We start from the raw sequence: 16,678 nt of genomic DNA, 5'->3' as shown, positions 1-16,678 counted from the left end.
CCAGGAGCGCGGTCGCGGGCGGGGCGTCGCCCAGGAGGTGGATGCGGCGGGCGAGGACGATCAGGTCCGGCTCGGGGGCGCGGCTGCGGGGCATGGGCGGCGCGGCGGAGGAGGTGTGCGTGCGCCGGAACGCCCGGCGCGGAGCGGGGCGCAAGATAGGCCTCCCACCGAGCCGCGAGCAACCCGCCGCGCGTGGCGGAACTCTTGCGGGGCCGCGCCCCGTGGGCGATTTTGCCGCGACCCCGAACCGGACGCAGAGTGAGATACGAATACGTCGAGACACCCGGGCAGCTGGAGGACCTGATCGAGCGGCTCCGGGGCCTTCCCCTGATCGCCGCGGACACGGAAGCCGCCGGATACCACCGCTACCTGGACCGGCTGAGCCTGATCCAGCTCTCCTCGCGCGAGGAGAACTTCCTGATCGACCCGCTGGCGCTGGACGTCTCGCCGCTGCGGCCACTCTTCGCCGACTCTTCGGTGGAGAAGATCTTCCACGACGCGGACTACGACCTGCGGATCCTGGACCGCGACGCCGGGATCACCCTGGCGGGGCTCTTCGACACGCAGATCGCCGCCGCCTTCCTGGGCGAGCGCTCGCTGGGGCTGGGCAACATCGTGGAGAAGTACCTGGGGCTGAAGCTACCCAAGGAGTTCCAGCGCGCCGACTGGGCGGAGCGCCCCCTCTCCGAGGGGATGAAGGACTACGCCGCCACCGACACCGCGCACCTCCCCGCCCTGCGCGACCGCCTCAGGGAGGAGCTGGAGGCGATGGGGCGCCTCGCCTGGGCCGAGGAGGAGTTCCGCCGCCGCGAGCAGACGGGGTGGACGGAGACCGAGCCCGACCGGGAGGCCTTCCTGCGCGTCAAGGGCGCGCGCGACCTCTCCCCGCGCGGGCTGGCGATCCTCCGCGAGCTGTACGCCTGGCGCGAGGAGGTGGCCCGCGAGCGCGACCAGGCCACCTTCCGCGTTCTCGCCAACCAGGCGCTGATCGAGCTGAGCGCCCGCGCCCCCACCACCCAGCGGGAGCTGCCGGAGGTCACGGGGATCTCGGAGGGGCTGGCGCAGCGCCGGGGCCGCGAGCTGCTGGGGGCCGTCCGGCGCGGCCTGGAGGTCCCCGAGGGCGAGCTGCCGCGCTTCCCGGCCGCGCGCCGCTGGGAGCGCGACCCGGAGCACGAGGCGCGCGTGGACGCCCTCAAGGCGGCGCGGAACCGCCGCGCCGACCAGCTGGGGCTGGACCCCGGCTTCATGATGTCCAAGGCGATGCTGGAGGAGATCGCGCGGGCCATGCCCGGTTCCCCGGCCGAGCTGCAGGAGCTGCCCGGCGTCCGCCGCTGGCAGGTTGAGGCGCTCGGCGAGGCGCTGATCACTGCGATCCGCTGACCCGCCACCCGAACGACACCCCGGCCGACGCCGGGCTCACCGCGTTACACGACCGAGGCAAGGATGCGCACGATCACGGACGAGGACGGCAGGACCTGGGAGGTGCTGGCGGCGGAGCAAACCGGCGCCCACCTGAAGCGCGGCGCCGCGCTGGCGTTCCGCGCGGCGGAGGAGGGCGCGGAGCCGATCGTCACCACCGTGACCTTCAACAGCGTGGAGGCCGCCGACTTCGCCATCGGCACCATGAGCGAGAAGGAGCTCCACCGCCGTCTCGCCTGGGCCAAGACCGCAGCCGGCGTCGCCTGAGCGGGGACGACCCTCTCTCACGGCCGGAACCCTGCCCGCATCACGAAGATGCAAACGAAACCCCTCCCCCGGAACCGACCGGAAGAGGGGTTTCGCGATGCCGGGCCGCTACCCGTTCAGCGCCTGAGCACCCGCCGCAGCACCCCGGCTGTCCGGAGCGCCAGCACTTCGGAGCGCCCGATCCACTCCACCTCGGCCAGCAGCCTGCGCCGGCGCACGAAGTTGTCCGTGATCACGGGAGCCGCCGCGAAGTCGTCCGCCAGGTCCGGCGGCACCAGGAGCAGGAAGTCCTGCCGGCGCTCGTCGCCCTGCCCTCCCCACTTGCACGCCGCGGCCGGCACCCGCCCCAGGCTGTCTCGGAGCGCCACGATCGCGCTCTCCGCGATCGGGATGCTCTGCCGGAGCGCCACCGGAGTCGGGGTGTCGCAATAGAGCTCGGTGCGCACCGTCCGGCCGTGCGCCTCCTGGCCCTCGATCACCAGCCGCTCGAAGTCCGCGGTGGCGAAGGCGGCCTCCGGCGGCCTCGCCGCGGCGTCCGGGGAGCTGGGCTGGGGGGCCGGGCTCGCCCGCGGGGCATCCACCACCGCCGGGACCGCGGGCTCGTCCTCCCCTCCGAAACCGCCGGCGAGGAGCATCACCACCAGGGCACCCACGACTCCGTAGGAGACGAGCGCCCAGGGGCGGCGCCACACCGGGGGCGGAGCGCGCCGCTCCACGGCGCGCCGCTCTATACCCCGACGGTCCGGCCCGCGGCGGTCGCCGCTCCGATCCGCCCCCGCACTCTCCTGGTCAGCCGCCATGCACTCGCTTCGCTGCTGGTATCGGGCACGACACGCACCGGCGGACCGCGGAAGAAGAGCCGCCACCCGCGCGGAAATGCCGGTCTCAGTCCGCAGAAGATAGCGAAGGTGCAGAAACGAGGCCAGCGTCTCCCCGGCCGAGCCGCCTCAGCGCGACCCACGGGGGCTACTCCACCCACTCCGGGCTCCTCCGCGAGTCCATCAGCACCTCGTACGCCTCGTGCCGCACCGTCGTCCGCCCCATGATCTCGCCCGGCTCGCGCGCGTGGGAGACCGCGTGCTCGCGGCTCGCCATGTAGCGCCGGAAGGCCTCCCGGTCCTCCCAGGCGGTGAGGAAGGTGTGCGAAGCCGGCCCGGCCTGCGGGCGGAGGAGCTGCAGGTAGAGAAAGCCGGGGAAGCCGTCCACCAGGCCGGAGCGCTCGCGGAAGTGGCGCTCCAGCGCCTCCCGGTCCTCCTCGGGGACGGACAGGTGCGAGATGAAGACGAACATGCGTTGTCCGGGTCGAGGCGATCCGTGTGACTGCCCTTGCATCCGCCGCACGACCACGCGGGCCGCTCCATTCTATGCCCCCGCCCACCCCGCCAGCGCCAGGGCGGCGACGGCCACGCACGAGGTGATCTCCCCCGCCGTGACCCGCCCGGCAGCGGAGTCCGCCGGAACCAGCCGCACCCGCAGGTCCTCGGACTCGTCCGGGTCCATGGCGCCGCGCCGCCGCGCGCCCCGGACCACCACCACGTGCACCCGGGTGGTCTGCCAGGAGGGGTTCAGCACCAGCGTCCCCACGTGCGTCGCGTCGCCGCCCTCGTACCCAGTCTCCTCCCGCAGCTCCCGCAGCCCCGCCTCCACCGGCGACTCCCCCTCGTCCACCACGCCGCTCGGAGTCTCCAGGGTGACGCTCCGCAGCGGGTGCCGGTACTGCTCCACCAGCACCAGCTCCCCCGCCGCGGTGGTCGCCACGAGCGTCACGCCCTCCGGCGACTCCACGATGCTGAAGTCCTGCTCCGTCCCGTTGCGCGGCGAGCGCGCCCGGTCGCGCCGCACCCCGAACATCTCGTAGTCCGCCAGGTGCTCCGACGACAGCAGCTCCCAGGGAGCCGGCGCCCCCTCGTGTCCCCCGCCCGTACCTCCGTCCGCCAAGTCGTGCCTCCCCCTCTGGTACCCCGCCCCACGGGCGCTCACGAAATCGAGCCAGGTGCGCCCGCCCGTGCAATCCACGGGCCAGGGCCGGATGCCCCGGGAGCAGGGCGCAACCGGCACAAACATTGCTCCCGCAACAGGATACCCCAATTTTTCGACCTTACAGCCAGGAGAGCATCATGGCCGACGAAATCAACGGCAAGGGCAAGCACCTGGGCGGCAAGATCAAGGAGGGGGTCGGCGACCTCCTGGGCGACCGCGAGATGGAGCGCGAGGGGCGCCTGGACCAGATGGAGGGCCGCGCCGAGCAGGACCAGGTCCGCGCCGAGGAAGCGATGCGCGAGGCGAACGCCCGGCGCGCCGCGGCCCGGAACGCGAAGGAGCTGAACGACCTGTAGCCGCCCATTCCCGAGAGCGCGGAGCGCCGCCCGGGGAGCTTCCCGGGCGGCGCTCGGCGTCTGCGAGGAGCGGAGCCGGCCCGCCCTGTGCATCGCGTCACGGGGAGGTGGCGGAAACCCGAGACGCAGCGAGGCGGGGATGCACAAGGTACGCGTGGTGAACGCACGATACGACCAGTCGCGCCCCTACCTGGGCAAGGTGGGCGAGGTGATCGGCCACTGGGGCGCCGACAGCAACGAGGACGGCCGGGACGGCTTCATGGTGCAGTTCCCGGACGGGGTGGTGATCGGCGTCGCCGAGGACGAGGTGGAGGACGTGAGCGAATAGTGCGGGAGTGCGGAGTGCGAGGTGCGAAAGGCAGACGCCCCCGGCCGGTGATCCGGTCGGGGGCGTCTCCTCGTTTTTCCGATGGCCCGCGGGTCAGCTCGGGATGCGGAGCTTCTGGCCGGGGCGGATGGGGGACTTGTCGTCGATCTTGTTCGCGCGCTGGATCGCCACCACGGTGGAATCGTACATCCGCGCGATGGCCCACAGCGTCTCCCCGTTCTTGACCACGTGCTCGCGCGGGGAGGCCGCCTTCTTCGCGGGCTCGCGCTCCGTCTTGCGGGCGTCGCCGTCCTTGCGGGTGGAGCTTTCCGCGCTCGCCGCCCGCGCGGCGGGGGCGGGCGCCTCGGCCTTGCGCGGGATCCGCAGCTTCCGGCCGGGGACGATCACGTCGCCCTCCAGGCGGTTGGCCGCGCGGATCTCGTCCACCGCCACCCCGTACTCGCGCGACAGGGCCCAGAGCGTCTCCCCGTCCTTCACCACGTGCTCGCGCGCGTCGCTTCCCCGCTCGGCGGCGGCTTCGGCGGGCTTCTTCGTGCTCTCCCGGCTCGCGGAAGCGGAGCGCTCGGACCGCTTCGGATCGCTCCCGCTGTCGCCCTTGCCGCGCTCCTCGCTCCGCTCGCGGGGCTTCGCCTCGGAGGTGCTCGCCGCGACGCGCTCCACGGGGCGGGCAGCGAGCGTCGCCACCGCGGACTTCGGAAGGCGCAGTCGCGTCCCCACGGGGAGCTTCTCCAGGTCCGCGCCGGGGTTCAGCTCGCGGATGCGGGACAGCGTCATCCCGGCGTACAGCGCCAGCCGCTCCGCGGCGTCGCCGCGACGCACGGCGTACGTCCCGTAGCCGCCTTCGCGGCGGAGCTCGGAGTCCAGGTACGCCTGCTGGACCGCCGGGCCGTTCCCCCGCGGCACCCACACCCAGTACTCGCCCGGGGGCGTCGTCCCGCGGTGCAGGTGCGGGTTCAGCTCGGCGACGGAATGGGCGGGAAGGTTCGCCATGGCCGCCAGCTCCGCCAGCGGGATGGAGAGGTCGGTCCGGACGCTGTCGTACGCGAAGGTGCGGACCAGCCCGCTCGGCTTCTGGTAGCCGAATCGCTCCCGGTCACGCGCGATGATGGTCACCGCGTACAGCCGCGGCACGTACTGCTTGGTCTCCTCCGCGAGCGTCCCCCACACCGCCAGCTCCCAGAAGTCACGCGCGCCGGCGCCCTGCATCCCGCGGCTGATGCGCCCGGGGCCCGCGTTGTACGCGGCCGCGGCGAGCGACCAGTCGCGCCCGAAGGTGCGGTGCAGGTCGCGGAGGTGCCGCGCGGCGGCGTCCGTGGAGCGGACCGGGTCCATCCGCTCGTCCACCAGCGAGTCGATGCGGAGCCCCATCTGCCGCCCCGTGGCCGGCATGAACTGCCACATCCCCACCGCCCCGGCGCGCGAGCGGGCCGTCGGGATGTAGCCGCTCTCCACCATCGCCAGGTGGTGCAGGTCGGTGGGGAGACCGTGGCGGGCGAACACCGCCTTCACGAAGTCCTGGTAGTACTCGGCCCGCTCCAGCCAGCGCCCGACCACCGCCTTCCGCTGGCCGACGAGGTAGTCCAGCTCGGCCGCCACCCAGGTGTTGGCCTCCATCGGCAGGTCGTAGCGGACGTTGCCCAGGAGGCTGGCGGAGGTCGCCTTCAGCTCCTTCTCCTCCAGCACGGGGCCGGAGTCGACGTTGTCCGGGGCCACGGAGACGGGGGTGGGCGATGCAGCGGGGCCGCGGGACGCACCGGGCGCGCAGGCGCCGAGCACGAGCAGGACCGCCGCCGGGGCGAGCAGGCGATGGGTCATGGGGATGCCGTCGAGAGCGGTGGAGACGACTGCGGCCACGATCCCGGGGAACCGGGGGCCGCGACTGGACGATGTGGGGATGAAGGGAGGCAAGATAGTGCGGCTCACCCCGCCGCGCCACCGAAAAAAGAGCGAAGGCGGCGGCGCTGGCTTGCAACCGCTTGCGCCGCAGTCACATCGGATTTTCGGAGCCGGGTCCGGCCAGCTCCATCCTCCCGAAGATCCCCTCGAGAGTCCTGCGGCGGAACTCGAAGATGCCGCGGAGCCGGGGCGCCACCATCCAGCGGCGGATCGGCGCCGAGGCGGGGTTCAGCGGGAGGGCGTAGTGCACCACGTCTCGCACCTCCACCCCGCCCGGAGCCTCGGCGAAGTGGTGCTGGTGGTGCCAGAAGCGGTAGGGGCCGAAGCGCTGCTCGTCCACGAACAGGTGCGGCGCCTCCACGTGCGTGATCTCCGTGACCCACCGCACCCGTGCGCCGGGGAACGGGCGCACCGTGTAGGTGGCGATCATCCCGGGGTGCATCCGCGACGGCAGCTCCGAGGTGACGGTGAAGCCCAGCCACGGCGGCGTGATCCGTGGCAGGTTCGCGGCGTCGGAGAAGAAGTCCCATGCCTCCGATACGGAGACGGGGAGCAGCTGCCGCGCCTCCAGTCGATGCAGCTTCATCGGGGTCGCTCAGGTCCGGGAGTGCCTGTCTCACACTTGTATAATGTTCGTCGAAGTTACGTCTGTGGGTTCCACCGGGCAAGGGCGTACCCGGACCCAGGATCGACTCTGGAGGTTGCGTTCGGCGTTTCTTCGGTTTACCTTCGGGTCCGAGGACGACCGACGGGCGAGCGAGCGGACACCCGTGTGAGGAGGGGAGCATGGCCGCGACGGCTACGGCGGGTACCCGGGCGCAGGACGCGAGGGACGAGCAGGCGACGCTCTTCGCCGATCCCCGCTTCTCCGCACCGGGGCGCCCTCCCCTACCCGTGCTGCAGCAGCGCGGCGACACCGCGTTCTACGAGCTGGCCGGCTCGCGCATCGCCACGCCCGGGACGGGGGTGATGCGCGGATGGCTGACGGTGAACCCCTACGTCGGGTGCGAGATGTCGTGCAGCTACTGCTACGCGCCGTACGCGCACGGCTGGCTGGTGGACCGGCTGCAGGCGGAAGGGCGGATCCCGGAGGGGCCCGGCCTCCCGCTCGCCTTCGACCGCGGCATCTTCGTCAAGGCGGCGGCGGAGTCCGTCACCCGGGCTGTCGCCCGCAGCCCGGGGTGGTCCCTGGCGCTGGGCACGGCCACCGACCCCTACCAGCCGGCGGAGCGCCGCTTCCGGCTCACGCGCGGCGTCCTGGAGGAGCTCGCCCGGCTTCGGGGGGTGACCCTCTCCATCACCACCAAGAGCCCGCTGGTGCTCCGCGACCTGGACCTGCTGGAGCGCATCGCCGCGCGCTCCCGCCTGACCGTGCACCTCTCGCTGATCTCGACGGACCGGGTGCTCCTGCGGCGGATCGAGCCCCGCTCCCCCACCCCGGAGCGCCGCCTCGCCGCGCTCCGCGCCCTCCGCCAGCGGGGGATCCGCGCAGGGATCTTCGCCATGCCGCTCCTGCCGGGGCTCACCGACGGCGCGGAGGCCATCGACGCGCTCTTCGCCGCCGCGCGCGAAGCGGACGCGTGCTTCGTGGTCGCCGGAGGGGTACGGCTCTCCGGCGTCTCCTGGAAGCGCTTCCTCCCAGTGCTGCGCGAGCTGCGCCCCGACCTCGTGGACGCGTACCGGACCGTCGTGCGCGACCGCCGCTCCCCGAAGCGCGAGGCGTACCGCAGGCGGCTCGACGAGCGGATCCGCGGCGCCCGCGAGCGCCACGGCTTCACCGGGCCCGTGCCCTGGGAGTACGGTGCCTCGCCGGAGCCCGAGCCGCAGCAGCTCGCGCTGCTCTGACCGGGCGTCAGCCGGCGATCTCCACCTCGTAGCCGCACTCCCGGACCGCGGCCCGGAGCTGGTCCAGCGAGACCAGGTCGTCCTCGAAGTCCACCTCCGCGCACTCGGCGTCGTGGCTCAGCACGGCGTAGAACACGCCCGGCAGCTCCCGCAGCCGCGCGGCCACGCGCGCCTCGTCCTCCCTCTTCAGGTCCTTCACCCAGAGCTTCTGCGTAGGCATCTGCCTCTCCTTCGTAACGGGTCGCGGCCGGACGACGCACGCTCCGCACCAGCGGACGGGGGAACGCGTCTTGCCTGCAACCACACCCCGCACAATCACTTGCGAAGAACGAGACCAGGGAGGACCATATGAGCGACAAGGGCGGCGCGTACGAGCACGACGCGAAGCTGACGGGGTTCGGGGCCGAGCACCCGTCCACGGCCAACGAGCACCGGGAGGCCACCACCCCGCCGACCGGGCGGAACGAGCTGGACGTGAAGGGGCGCAACGAGGACCTCCCCGACCCGGACGAGGTGCGACAGCAGGGGAAGACCCAGCCGCGGGGGCCGAGCACGCACGAGGACACCAAAGTCACGCGGAAGAGCGAGGGCTGAGCCGCGGCCGGGTCCGTGTCCTTCCGGGGCACGGGCGGGCCGGATCGGAACCGAGACCAGGAATCCATGCCAGGAAAGACGCTGCTGGTGGGGCTCGCCCACCCCGACGACGAGGTGGGCGTGGCGGGGAGCATCCTCGCGCAGAAGGAGCGCGGAGACCGGGTGGTGGTCGTGTGGCTGACGCGCGGGGAGATGACCGAGGCCTTCGGGGCGATCCCGGAGGCGGAGGTGGCGAGGCTGCGCGAGGAGCAGGGACACCGCGCGGGGGAGATCCTGGGCGTGGAGACGCGCTTCCTCGACTTCCGCGACACCCGCCTGGAGGCCACGGTGGAGGCGGCGCGCGAGGTGGCGCGGGTGATCGCCGACGCGAAGCCGGACGGGGTCCTCACCTGGGGCCACGGCTGGCTGCGGGGGATCCGCCACCCCGACCACCAGGCGTGCGGGAAGATCTTCCGCGACGCCGTCACCCTGGCGCGGATCGCCAAGGTGGTGGCCCCGGCCCCGCCGCACCGCGAGCCGGCCCCCGTCTTCACCCTCCGCGACATGCACTCCACCCTCCCCTCCGTCGCGGTGGACGTGGAGCCGTACCTGGACACCATCCACGAGCTGGCGGGCTTCTACTTCGAGCGGATCCGCTTCGGCGACCCCGGCTGGATCGACCGGCGCCTGCGGGACGCCGGCGCTCCCTTCGGCCTTCGCTACGCCGAGGTGCTCGACGCCTGGGAGACCCGGCCGGGGATCGTCCCGGCGCTCCTCCCCGCCGAGCCCGCCGACCCCAACGCCGTCCACCCGGACCGCAGGGCGGAAGTGACGGGCTGACCTCCCGGGCCCAGACGCGAACGGCCCCACCGCGCGGTGGGGCCGTTCGCACTTCCGGAGCCGGCGGCGGTCAGGCCTTCCGGTAGACCAGCTTGTAGGTCAGCGGCCGCGGGAGGCGGGGGCTGGTGATGGTGACGTTCATGGTGAGCGTCCGCCCGTCCGGGCTGACGGAGTAGGCGTTGACACGCTGGCCGTCCTCGGCCTTGAAGGTCTGCTCCAGCGTCCCGTTCTCCCACTCGGTGCTCACCCTGAGCTTCTCGCCGTCCTCCCGGGTCCAGTCGACCGGGGTGCCGTTCGCGGGGGTGACGATCGCGGGCCGGCCGTCCATGGCCACGGAGACCTGCGACTGCGTGTTCGAGATGACGACCCGCTTGTACGGCTCGTTGGTCTTCCGCAGGCGGCCCCGCGCGATCGGGCGCATGGCGAAGTTCATCCGCTGGACCGCGGTGTTGATCGCCTGGTGCACGTCGTCGCTGGCGCTGGCGTCGTAGGTGTAGCTGCCGTTGAGCGACGCGACGCCTTGCGCGGGCGCCTGGGCCGGGATCGCGAAGGCCAGGGCGAAAAGGGCGGCGAACAGGGCCGGGATGCGGTGGCGCATGGCAGAGTCTCCGGATTGGAAAGGAAGCCGGTCCACGGGAAGGAAGCGCGACGCGGCTGCGGAGCCGGCCGGACCGCCAGTACCGCCCAATCTAAGCAAAAGTTCCGGAACCGGCAGTCCCGCACCGGGATGCTTGCTCCCCGGCGCGGGGCGACGTACGATCCGGGAGGCGCGCGCCCGCTGAAACCGGGGGTCCGGGGCGCGCGTAGTGCCCGCGTCCGCGCTCCCCCCGGAGCGCCCCTCTCCCCCAGCAGGAGCCTCCATGCCCGACCTCGACCGCACCCTCCTCGTGCTCGCCGGCATCGACTCCCGGAGCTGGGAGCACCCCGCCGACCGCGCGGCCCTCAACGCCCTGCGCCGGGTCCCCGGCTTCGACGAGGTGCTCCGCAAGGTTTTCGGCTTCTTCGGCGAGCGGCCGATCCGCCTGGCGTTCCAGGCCAACGCGGTGCGCGTCTCGCCCACGCAGTTCCCGGACGTCCACCGCCTCTACCGCGAGGCGCTCCGCGTCCTGGACGCCCCGGCCGAGTACCCGCTCTTCGTCACCCAGACGCCCCTGGTCAACGCCGGCGCCTGGGGGATGGAGAAGCCCTTCATCACCGTGAACTCCGGGACGCTGGGGCTCCTGGAGGAGCGGGAGCTGGGCTTCATCCTGGGGCACGAGATCGGGCACGTCATGAGCGGCCACGCGCTGTACCGCACCATGATGTACATCCTCCTCCAGCTCGCCAACCTGGGTTTCCCCATCGTGGGGCTGGCCGCGCGCGCCGTGCTCGCCGCGCTCATGGAGTGGTACCGCAAGGCGGAGCTCTCCTGCGACCGCGCCGGGCTCCTGGCCGTGCAGGACCCGGAGGCGGCCATGACCACCATGCTCAAGTTCGCCGGGGGCGGCGGCGCGGGGCAGACCAACCTCCCCGAGTTCATCCGCCAGGCGGACGAGTACCGCCAGTCCGGCGACCTGGTGGACCAGGTGTTCAAGGTGCTCAACACGCTCGACCTGACGCACCCCTTCCCGGTCATCCGCGTGGCGGAGATGCGCAGCTGGTTCGAGAGCGGCGACTACGACCGCATCCTCCGCGGCGAGTACCGGCGCCGCGGCGAGCCCGAGACCTCCTACCGCGAAGACCTCGCCGAAGCGGCACGGGCCTACCGGGAGAGCGCCCGCGAGACCTTCGGCGAAACGCTGAACCAGGCGAGCGAGGGCGCCCGCCGCGTGGTGGACTCGTTCCGGAACGGGTTCAACCGGCGCTGAGGGGCGCGGCGGGCCATGGGGCGTATGTCACCGTCCGCCAAGCACTTGCAGGGCCGCGAAGATCGCGCCCGAGGCGTTTGCGCCGTGGCTCCGCCGTTTTCGGGTGCTCCCGGATGGGCCGGACGCCGCGCGATTCCAGTGATGGCGCGGAAAAGTGGAACCGAGCTTGCATCTGTCTTCGGGTGGCGCGGAAACGCCGCTCCACACACCGCCTTCCGGAGGCCCTCATGAAAAAGTCGCAGTTCATCGACCTGGTGGCCGAGAAAGCCGAGATGAGCAAGGCAGCGGCATCGCGCGTGGTCGACGCGATCTTCGACTCCACGAGCGGAGCGATCTCGGAAGCGGTGCGGACCGCGGGGAACCTTTCCATCCCCGGGTTCGGGAAGTTCTCCTCCAAGACCCGCGCCGCCCGCGAGGGGCGCAACCCCCGCACCGGGGCGGTGATCCAGATCCCGGAGCGCACCACCGTCAGCTTCTCCCCCGGCAAGGGCTTCAAGGAGTCGATGGACGAAGACACCGGGTCCGCCCGGAAGGGCGCCGCGAAGAAGAGCCGCACCGCCGGGTCGGCGCGCAAGTCCGCGGGGGGCGCCACGGCGAAGAAGACCGCCGCCGCCAAGAAGACCTCCACGGCCAAGAAGTCCGGGACGGCGGACAAGTCCACCGCGAAGAAGGGCAGCGGCACCCGGTCCACGAAGAAGTAGGAGCGAGCCTCCGGAGCACGTCGGCGACGCAAGGGGCCGTACCCCGCGGGGTGCGGCCCCGGCTCGTGTCCGGGAGGAACGGTCGACCCACGCGACGGGCAAGGTCATGGCAGACGGAGTCGTGCGCCGCATCACCTGGCGGACCTCGGACGTCGCCCGGGTGCTCACCCTGGCGGCGCTCTTCCTGTTCGCGTGGCGGTTCTTCTGGATGGTGTACAACGCCTTCTTCCTGGGCCTGCTCGCCATCCTCATCGCCATCGTGATCCACGCCCCGGCCCGCTACCTGGCCCGGTGGATCCCCTTCGGCGTGGCCTTCGGGCTGGTGGTGACCGTCTTCGTGGGGGCCATCGCCGGGCTCGCGGTGGTCCTGGTCCCGCAGGTGGTCGAGCAGGTCGGGGTGCTCGCGGGCCAGATCCCCGCCGCCATGGACTCGGCGGCGGAGTGGGTGGAGCAGAAGTCCGGGTCCGAGCCCAACGCGGAGGTCGCCAGCCGGATCAACGAGCAGATCGGCGAGTTCGTGGGCCGCTTCGTCCCGCTGGCGTTCAACCTGATCAGCGCCGCGCTGGGCTCCTTCGCGGTGGTGACGCTGGCGATCTTCCTGGCCGCCCAGCCGGAGGTGTACCGGGGGATGCTCCTGCGGACCATCGCGCCCGACAGCCGGGACAAGTGGGCCCTCATCTACGACGAGGCCGGGCGGAACCTGCGCAACTGGGTGCTCGGCAAGGCGTTCACCATGCTCCTGATCGGCGTCGCCACCTACGTGGGGCTGACGCTGTTCGGGCTCCCGGGGGCGCTGGCGCTGGCCGCGCTCGCCGCGCTCCTGGAGTTCATCCCCAACTTCGGCCCGACGATCGCGGCGCTCCCGGCCATCGTCACCGCGTTCGGGATCTCGCCGCTCACCGCGCTGTACGTGGCGATCTTCTACTTCGTGCTGCAGCAGGTACAGAACGCCATCACGGTCCCCCTGGTGGAGCGCAGGGCCGTGAACATCCCGCCTGCGGCGCTCCTCGCCTGGCAGCTGATGCTCACCATCGGCTTCGGGCTCCTGGCGCTCTTCGTCGCCACCCCGCTCCTGGCGGTGATCGTGGTGGCGGTGCGGATCCTGTACCTGGAGCCGCTGGAGGCGCGCCAGGCGTGGGATCGCCGCGAGGCGCTCCCGGCCGCCGCGGCGCCGGTCGAGGAGCCCTCCGGGGAGGCCGAAGCGCCGCCCGCGCCGCCGGAGAGTTGACAAAACCGGGCGGGGCTGCTATTTTGTCGCCTGCGCCGTTGTGGAATCCCCGCTCCACACCGCGGCTCGGGCGCTCCCGTGCCCCGGCCCTTCCCGTTCCTTCGCACGATCCCCTACTCTGGTCCAGCCCGGAGGCCTGCTTGGTCGAGATTCAGCTCGGTGAGAACGATCGCCTGGACTGGGCGCTGAAGCAGTTCCGGCGCCGCATGATCCGCTCCGGGCTCTTCAAGGACATGCGCCGCAAGCGCTTCTACGAGAAGCCGAGCGAGGCACGGAAGTCCAAGACCAAGGCGGCGCTGCGCCGCCGTGCAAAGGACCGGAAGTTCGCCCGTCGCGCGGGGCAGTTCTAACAGCGCGTTCCCGCAGGGCCGCGCGCCGCGCGGCGAGGTTCGTCGGTCGGCTGGTGGGGGTTTGCCGGTCTCCGACACTTTCTACCCACCAGGAGTACCGCAATGCGCACCACCGGCACCGTGAAGTGGTTCAACGACGCCAAGGGCTTCGGTTTCATCACGCCCGAGGACGGAAACCGCGACTGCTTCGTCCACTTCTCCGCCATCAAGGCGGAGGGCTTCCGCTCGCTCACCGAGGGTGAGCGCGTGGAGTTCGACATGGTCGACGGCGAGAAGGGCCCCGCGGCCGAGAACGTCGTCCGCATGGGCTGACAAGCGAGCCATTCACGGTTTGCGCGAGACCGGGGCGTCCGAAAGGGCGCCCCGGTCTCGTTTCGTCGCATCCTGGATTCCGTCGCGCCGGCGGTCGCCCCGCCCTACCACCCCTCCCGCTCCACCTCCTCCGTGTGCTCCCCCAGCCCCGGTGGCGGCCGGCGCAGCCCCACCGGGGTCCGCGAGAACCGCATGGGCGAGCCGACCATGCGCGTCCGCCCGAAGGTGGCACCCTCTACATCCCAGAGGCCGCCGCGCTCCGTGAAGGCGGGGTCGCCCAGCGCCTCGCGGACCGACTGCACCGGGCCGCAGGGGACCCCGGCCTCCTCCAACAGCTGCAGCCACGCCGCGGCCGGGCGCTCCCGCAGCCGCTCCGCCAGCGCCGCGACCAGCGCCTCCCGGTTCTCCACCCGCGCGGGGTTGGTGGCGTAGCGAAGGTCGTCCGCCAGCTCCGGGAGGCCGAGGGCGCCGCAGCAGCGCCGCCACTGGGCGTCGTTCCCCACCGCCAGCACGAAGGGGCGATCCGCGGCGTGGAAGGCCTGGTACGGGACGATCGCGGCGTGGGCGTTCCCCCAGCGGCGCGGCTCCCGGCCCGTCACCAGCGCCGCCTGGCCGACGTTCACCAGCCCGGCGAGCGCCGAGTCGAAGAGCGCCACCTCCACCCGCTGGCCGTGGCCGGAGCGCTCCCGCTCCCGGAGCGCCGCGAGGATCGCGATGGCAGCGTTCTGCCCCGTGAGGACGTCCGCGAGCGCCATCCCCACCTTCATCGGCTCTCCTTCCGGCTCCCCCGTCACCGCCATCCATCCCGACCGCGCCTGCACGGCGAAGTCGTACCCGGGAAGCCCCGCCTCCGGCCCCTCCGAGCCGTAGCCGGTGACGGAGCAGAACACCAGCCCCGGGTTCCCGGCGGACAGCTCCTCGTAGCCGAGCCCCCAGCGCTCCATCGTCCCGGGGAAGAAGTTCTCGATCAGCACGTCCGCGTCCCGCGCCAGCCGGCGGACCCGCTCCCGCCCCGCTTCCGTCTTCAGGTCGGCCGTAACCGAGCGCTTGTTGCGGTTCGTGCAGAGGAAGTAGGCGCTCTCGCGGCCGGCGGGCCCCTCCGCCCACGGCGGGCCCCAGGTGCGGGTGTCGTCGCCCTCCCCTGGCCGCTCCACCTTGATCACCTCCGCCCCCAGGTCGCCCAGCACCATCGTGCAGAGCGGCGCAGCCAGCACGCGGCCCAGGTCCAGGACGCGCAGGCCGGCCAGCGGGCCGGGGGATGCGGGAGGGCTCGGGTTCGACACGGAAATCACTGGGAAGGCGGTGAGCGACGGGCCGGCAGGATAGCCCGGGCTCCGGGGAGCGTCAAGCGCGATGGGACCGCCTGTAGGCAGGGAAGTTGCGAGCGCGTATATTCCCGCCGCTCTGAGAGACTGCACGGTACAGACACACGGACGGAGATACATGGCCTCGTTCGAAGACTTCGGACTCCGCGACCCCCTTCTCGCCGCCCTCGAAGACGAGGACATCGAGAATCCCACGGCGATCCAGGAGGCGGTGATCCCGGTGCTCCGGCGCGAGGGGAACCTGGTGGCGCGGGCCGGCGCCGGCTCCGGGAAGACGCTGGCGTACGCGCTGGGCGTCCTGGACCGGCTCCGCCCCCGGGCGGCGGCCGAGGAGGGGGACGAGGACGCCGGCGAGGGCGAGGGCGCGGAGGGAGCCGGCGACGAGGGCGCGGGCGAGGTTCGCAGCGCCCGGATGCTGGTGCTGGTCCCCACCGCGGAGGCGGCGGAGCGGACGGCGCTCTCCCTGGTGCCGTACGCCGCGGCGGTGGAGCTGGGCGTGACCGTCGCGGGGGGGAGCTGGGGGACGCCGCCCTCGCAGGCCGAGGTGCTCGTCGGCGCCCCCGCAGACGTGCTGGACGCGGTGCACGGCTCCGCGGCGAAGCTGGAGACGCTGGAGGCGGTGGTGGTGGACGGCGCCTCCGAGATCCTCGCGCTGGGCGGCTGGGAAGCGGTGGAGACGCTGATGGACCACGCCCCGCGAGAGGCGCAGCGTGTGGTGGTCTCCTCGGCCTTGCCGCCGGAAGTCGAGGACATGGTGGACCGGCGGGTGAAGCGGGCGCTGCGCTTCCCTTCCGAGCCGGCCGTCCCCGACGCGGAGGCCCCGGCGCTCGTGGGGAACGTGGGGTACGCGCTGGTGCCGGAGGGGCGCAAGACCGACACGCTCGCCCGGCTGCTGCGCGAGGGGCGCGAGGGCGAGGCTCCGCCCGTGCTCTTCTGCCGCACCGACGAGCGCGCCGCCGAGGTGGCCGAGGCGCTGACGCTGCGCGGGTTCCTGGTGGGCGAGGCGGACGACCCCGAGGCGGACGCGGCGGTGGTCACCGCCGGCACCACCCGCGAAGAGCTCGCGAGCGAGGCCGGGGGCGGGATCGGCCGGACGATCAGCTACGACGTCCCCGCCGACGAGCGGACGCTCACCGCCCGCCACGGCGGCGACCCGGGCGCGCTGGTGTTCCTGGAGCCGCGGGAGCTGGGCCACCTGCGGGAGATCGCCCGGCGGGCCCTGCTACGGCCCATCGCCGTGGGGCTCCCCGACCCGGCGCCCGCCACGGCCGCCGAGCTGGCCGCGTTCCGCCGGGAGCTGCGCCGCGCCCTGCGCGAGGACGACCTGGGCGCGCAGATGCTGGTGCTGGAGCCTCTCTTCGAGGAGTTCAGCCCGGTGGAGGTCGCAGCGGCCGCCGCCGCGCTCCTACGG

Annotated in this window: 21 protein-coding genes; 13 read left to right on the top strand and 8 right to left on the bottom strand. The window is 72.7% G+C overall.

Annotation, left to right across the window (positions count from 1 at the left end):
• Positions 1-258: 258 nt before the first annotated feature.
• Together VGR37_20690 and VGR37_20685 are read left to right on the top strand one after the other, a co-directional pair.
• Positions 259-1,380: a ribonuclease D gene (locus VGR37_20690; protein ID HEV2149829.1), complete on the top strand. Its 1,122-nt coding sequence runs from the start codon at positions 259-261 to the stop codon at positions 1,378-1,380.
• A 63-nt stretch (positions 1,381-1,443) separates the two neighbouring features.
• The gene (locus VGR37_20685; GenBank protein HEV2149828.1) at positions 1,444-1,686 is read left to right on the top strand and encodes a hypothetical protein; all 243 of its coding nucleotides are present in this window, start codon (positions 1,444-1,446) and stop codon (positions 1,684-1,686) included.
• A gap of 116 nt (positions 1,687-1,802) precedes the next feature.
• Here VGR37_20685 and VGR37_20680 read toward each other — a convergent pair whose 3' ends face one another.
• From VGR37_20680 to VGR37_20670, 3 genes are all read right to left on the bottom strand, one after another.
• Complete coding sequence (locus VGR37_20680) at positions 1,803-2,486, bottom strand: hypothetical protein (GenBank protein HEV2149827.1); 684 nt, start codon at positions 2,484-2,486, stop codon at positions 1,803-1,805.
• Between the two features lie 166 nt (positions 2,487-2,652).
• Positions 2,653-2,976 carry an antibiotic biosynthesis monooxygenase gene (locus VGR37_20675; GenBank protein ID HEV2149826.1) on the bottom strand — a complete coding sequence of 108 codons (324 nt, stop codon included), beginning with the start codon at positions 2,974-2,976 and terminating at the stop codon, positions 2,653-2,655.
• A 72-nt stretch (positions 2,977-3,048) separates the two neighbouring features.
• Complete coding sequence (locus VGR37_20670; GenBank protein ID HEV2149825.1) at positions 3,049-3,624, bottom strand: NUDIX hydrolase; 576 nt, start codon at positions 3,622-3,624, stop codon at positions 3,049-3,051.
• 179 nt (positions 3,625-3,803) lie between these two features.
• Between VGR37_20670 and VGR37_20665 the strand changes: the two genes are divergently transcribed.
• Positions 3,804-4,022 (top strand): CsbD family protein, encoded by a 219-nt coding sequence (locus tag VGR37_20665; protein ID HEV2149824.1) that lies wholly within the window; start codon positions 3,804-3,806, stop codon positions 4,020-4,022.
• A gap of 139 nt (positions 4,023-4,161) precedes the next feature.
• A complete protein-coding gene (locus VGR37_20660; GenBank protein ID HEV2149823.1) occupies positions 4,162-4,350 on the top strand; it encodes a hypothetical protein in 189 nt (62 codons plus the stop codon).
• A 93-nt stretch (positions 4,351-4,443) separates the two neighbouring features.
• Here the strand turns inward: VGR37_20660 and VGR37_20655 are convergent, their stop codons facing one another.
• Both VGR37_20655 and VGR37_20650 read right to left on the bottom strand, forming a co-directional pair.
• Positions 4,444-6,165 (bottom strand): LysM peptidoglycan-binding domain-containing protein, encoded by a 1,722-nt coding sequence (locus VGR37_20655; protein HEV2149822.1) that lies wholly within the window; start codon positions 6,163-6,165, stop codon positions 4,444-4,446.
• A 172-nt stretch (positions 6,166-6,337) separates the two neighbouring features.
• The gene (locus VGR37_20650; protein HEV2149821.1) at positions 6,338-6,832 is read right to left on the bottom strand and encodes an SRPBCC family protein; all 495 of its coding nucleotides are present in this window, start codon (positions 6,830-6,832) and stop codon (positions 6,338-6,340) included.
• 200 nt (positions 6,833-7,032) lie between these two features.
• Here VGR37_20650 and VGR37_20645 point away from each other — a divergent pair, with 200 nt between their 5' ends.
• Complete coding sequence (locus tag VGR37_20645; protein HEV2149820.1) at positions 7,033-8,091, top strand: radical SAM protein; 1,059 nt, start codon at positions 7,033-7,035, stop codon at positions 8,089-8,091.
• Positions 8,092-8,098: 7 nt separating this feature from the next.
• On the opposite strand, the gene VGR37_20640 is transcribed toward VGR37_20645, so the two are convergent.
• Positions 8,099-8,311: a heavy-metal-associated domain-containing protein gene (locus VGR37_20640; GenBank protein ID HEV2149819.1), complete on the bottom strand. Its 213-nt coding sequence runs from the start codon at positions 8,309-8,311 to the stop codon at positions 8,099-8,101.
• Between the two features lie 128 nt (positions 8,312-8,439).
• On the opposite strand from VGR37_20640, the gene VGR37_20635 reads away from it, so the two are divergent.
• Both VGR37_20635 and VGR37_20630 read left to right on the top strand, forming a co-directional pair.
• Positions 8,440-8,685, top strand: coding sequence for a hypothetical protein (locus VGR37_20635; GenBank protein HEV2149818.1), 246 nt, complete (start codon positions 8,440-8,442; stop codon positions 8,683-8,685).
• Positions 8,686-8,751: 66 nt separating this feature from the next.
• A complete protein-coding gene (locus VGR37_20630; GenBank protein ID HEV2149817.1) occupies positions 8,752-9,504 on the top strand; it encodes a PIG-L family deacetylase in 753 nt (250 codons plus the stop codon).
• Between the two features lie 70 nt (positions 9,505-9,574).
• Here the strand turns inward: VGR37_20630 and VGR37_20625 are convergent, their stop codons facing one another.
• Positions 9,575-10,102, bottom strand: coding sequence for a hypothetical protein (locus VGR37_20625; protein HEV2149816.1), 528 nt, complete (start codon positions 10,100-10,102; stop codon positions 9,575-9,577).
• A gap of 262 nt (positions 10,103-10,364) precedes the next feature.
• Between VGR37_20625 and VGR37_20620 the strand changes: the two genes are divergently transcribed.
• From VGR37_20620 to VGR37_20600, 5 genes are all read left to right on the top strand, one after another.
• Positions 10,365-11,351 (top strand): M48 family metallopeptidase, encoded by a 987-nt coding sequence (locus VGR37_20620; protein HEV2149815.1) that lies wholly within the window; start codon positions 10,365-10,367, stop codon positions 11,349-11,351.
• A gap of 227 nt (positions 11,352-11,578) precedes the next feature.
• A complete protein-coding gene (locus VGR37_20615; GenBank protein ID HEV2149814.1) occupies positions 11,579-12,052 on the top strand; it encodes an HU family DNA-binding protein in 474 nt (157 codons plus the stop codon).
• Positions 12,053-12,158: 106 nt separating this feature from the next.
• The gene (locus VGR37_20610; GenBank protein HEV2149813.1) at positions 12,159-13,280 is read left to right on the top strand and encodes an AI-2E family transporter; all 1,122 of its coding nucleotides are present in this window, start codon (positions 12,159-12,161) and stop codon (positions 13,278-13,280) included.
• 140 nt (positions 13,281-13,420) lie between these two features.
• On the top strand, positions 13,421-13,630 hold the full coding sequence (gene rpsU / locus VGR37_20605; protein HEV2149812.1) for a 30S ribosomal protein S21: 210 nt from the start codon (positions 13,421-13,423) through the stop codon (positions 13,628-13,630).
• Positions 13,631-13,732: 102 nt separating this feature from the next.
• Positions 13,733-13,942: a cold-shock protein gene (locus VGR37_20600; protein HEV2149811.1), complete on the top strand. Its 210-nt coding sequence runs from the start codon at positions 13,733-13,735 to the stop codon at positions 13,940-13,942.
• 104 nt (positions 13,943-14,046) lie between these two features.
• On the opposite strand, the gene VGR37_20595 is transcribed toward VGR37_20600, so the two are convergent.
• A complete protein-coding gene (locus tag VGR37_20595; protein HEV2149810.1) occupies positions 14,047-15,225 on the bottom strand; it encodes a CoA transferase in 1,179 nt (392 codons plus the stop codon).
• A gap of 160 nt (positions 15,226-15,385) precedes the next feature.
• Here VGR37_20595 and VGR37_20590 point away from each other — a divergent pair.
• Positions 15,386-16,678: DEAD/DEAH box helicase (locus VGR37_20590; GenBank protein ID HEV2149809.1), on the top strand; the 1,293-nt coding region annotated here is incomplete at its 3' end.

The organism is Longimicrobiaceae bacterium (genome assembly GCA_035936415.1).
In the GTDB taxonomy this organism is placed as follows: Bacteria; Gemmatimonadota; Gemmatimonadetes; order Longimicrobiales; family Longimicrobiaceae; genus JAFAYN01.
Note: the sequence above shows the minus strand (reverse complement) of the source record. Positions and strands in the feature narration are given on the sequence as shown.

What these genes read in the sequence shown, in the direction of transcription:
- VGR37_20630 (HEV2149817.1), top strand. Translation starts at nt 8,752, where the DNA reads ATGCCAGGAAAGACGCTGCTGGTGGGGCTCGCCCACCCCGACGACGAG.
- VGR37_20645 (HEV2149820.1), top strand. Translation starts at nt 7,033, where the DNA reads ATGGCCGCGACGGCTACGGCGGGTACCCGGGCGCAGGACGCGAGGGAC.
- VGR37_20635 (HEV2149818.1), top strand. Translation starts at nt 8,440, where the DNA reads ATGAGCGACAAGGGCGGCGCGTACGAGCACGACGCGAAGCTGACGGGG.
- VGR37_20640 (HEV2149819.1), bottom strand. Translation starts at nt 8,311, where the DNA reads ATGCCTACGCAGAAGCTCTGGGTGAAGGACCTGAAGAGGGAGGACGAG.
- VGR37_20650 (HEV2149821.1), bottom strand. Translation starts at nt 6,832, where the DNA reads ATGAAGCTGCATCGACTGGAGGCGCGGCAGCTGCTCCCCGTCTCCGTA.
- VGR37_20625 (HEV2149816.1), bottom strand. Translation starts at nt 10,102, where the DNA reads ATGCGCCACCGCATCCCGGCCCTGTTCGCCGCCCTTTTCGCCCTGGCC.
- VGR37_20620 (HEV2149815.1), top strand. Translation starts at nt 10,365, where the DNA reads ATGCCCGACCTCGACCGCACCCTCCTCGTGCTCGCCGGCATCGACTCC.
- VGR37_20610 (HEV2149813.1), top strand. Translation starts at nt 12,159, where the DNA reads ATGGCAGACGGAGTCGTGCGCCGCATCACCTGGCGGACCTCGGACGTC.
- VGR37_20675 (HEV2149826.1), bottom strand. Translation starts at nt 2,976, where the DNA reads ATGTTCGTCTTCATCTCGCACCTGTCCGTCCCCGAGGAGGACCGGGAG.
- VGR37_20600 (HEV2149811.1), top strand. Translation starts at nt 13,733, where the DNA reads ATGCGCACCACCGGCACCGTGAAGTGGTTCAACGACGCCAAGGGCTTC.
- VGR37_20685 (HEV2149828.1), top strand. Translation starts at nt 1,444, where the DNA reads ATGCGCACGATCACGGACGAGGACGGCAGGACCTGGGAGGTGCTGGCG.
- VGR37_20660 (HEV2149823.1), top strand. Translation starts at nt 4,162, where the DNA reads ATGCACAAGGTACGCGTGGTGAACGCACGATACGACCAGTCGCGCCCC.
- VGR37_20680 (HEV2149827.1), bottom strand. Translation starts at nt 2,486, where the DNA reads ATGGCGGCTGACCAGGAGAGTGCGGGGGCGGATCGGAGCGGCGACCGC.
- VGR37_20655 (HEV2149822.1), bottom strand. Translation starts at nt 6,165, where the DNA reads ATGACCCATCGCCTGCTCGCCCCGGCGGCGGTCCTGCTCGTGCTCGGC.
- VGR37_20665 (HEV2149824.1), top strand. Translation starts at nt 3,804, where the DNA reads ATGGCCGACGAAATCAACGGCAAGGGCAAGCACCTGGGCGGCAAGATC.
- VGR37_20615 (HEV2149814.1), top strand. Translation starts at nt 11,579, where the DNA reads ATGAAAAAGTCGCAGTTCATCGACCTGGTGGCCGAGAAAGCCGAGATG.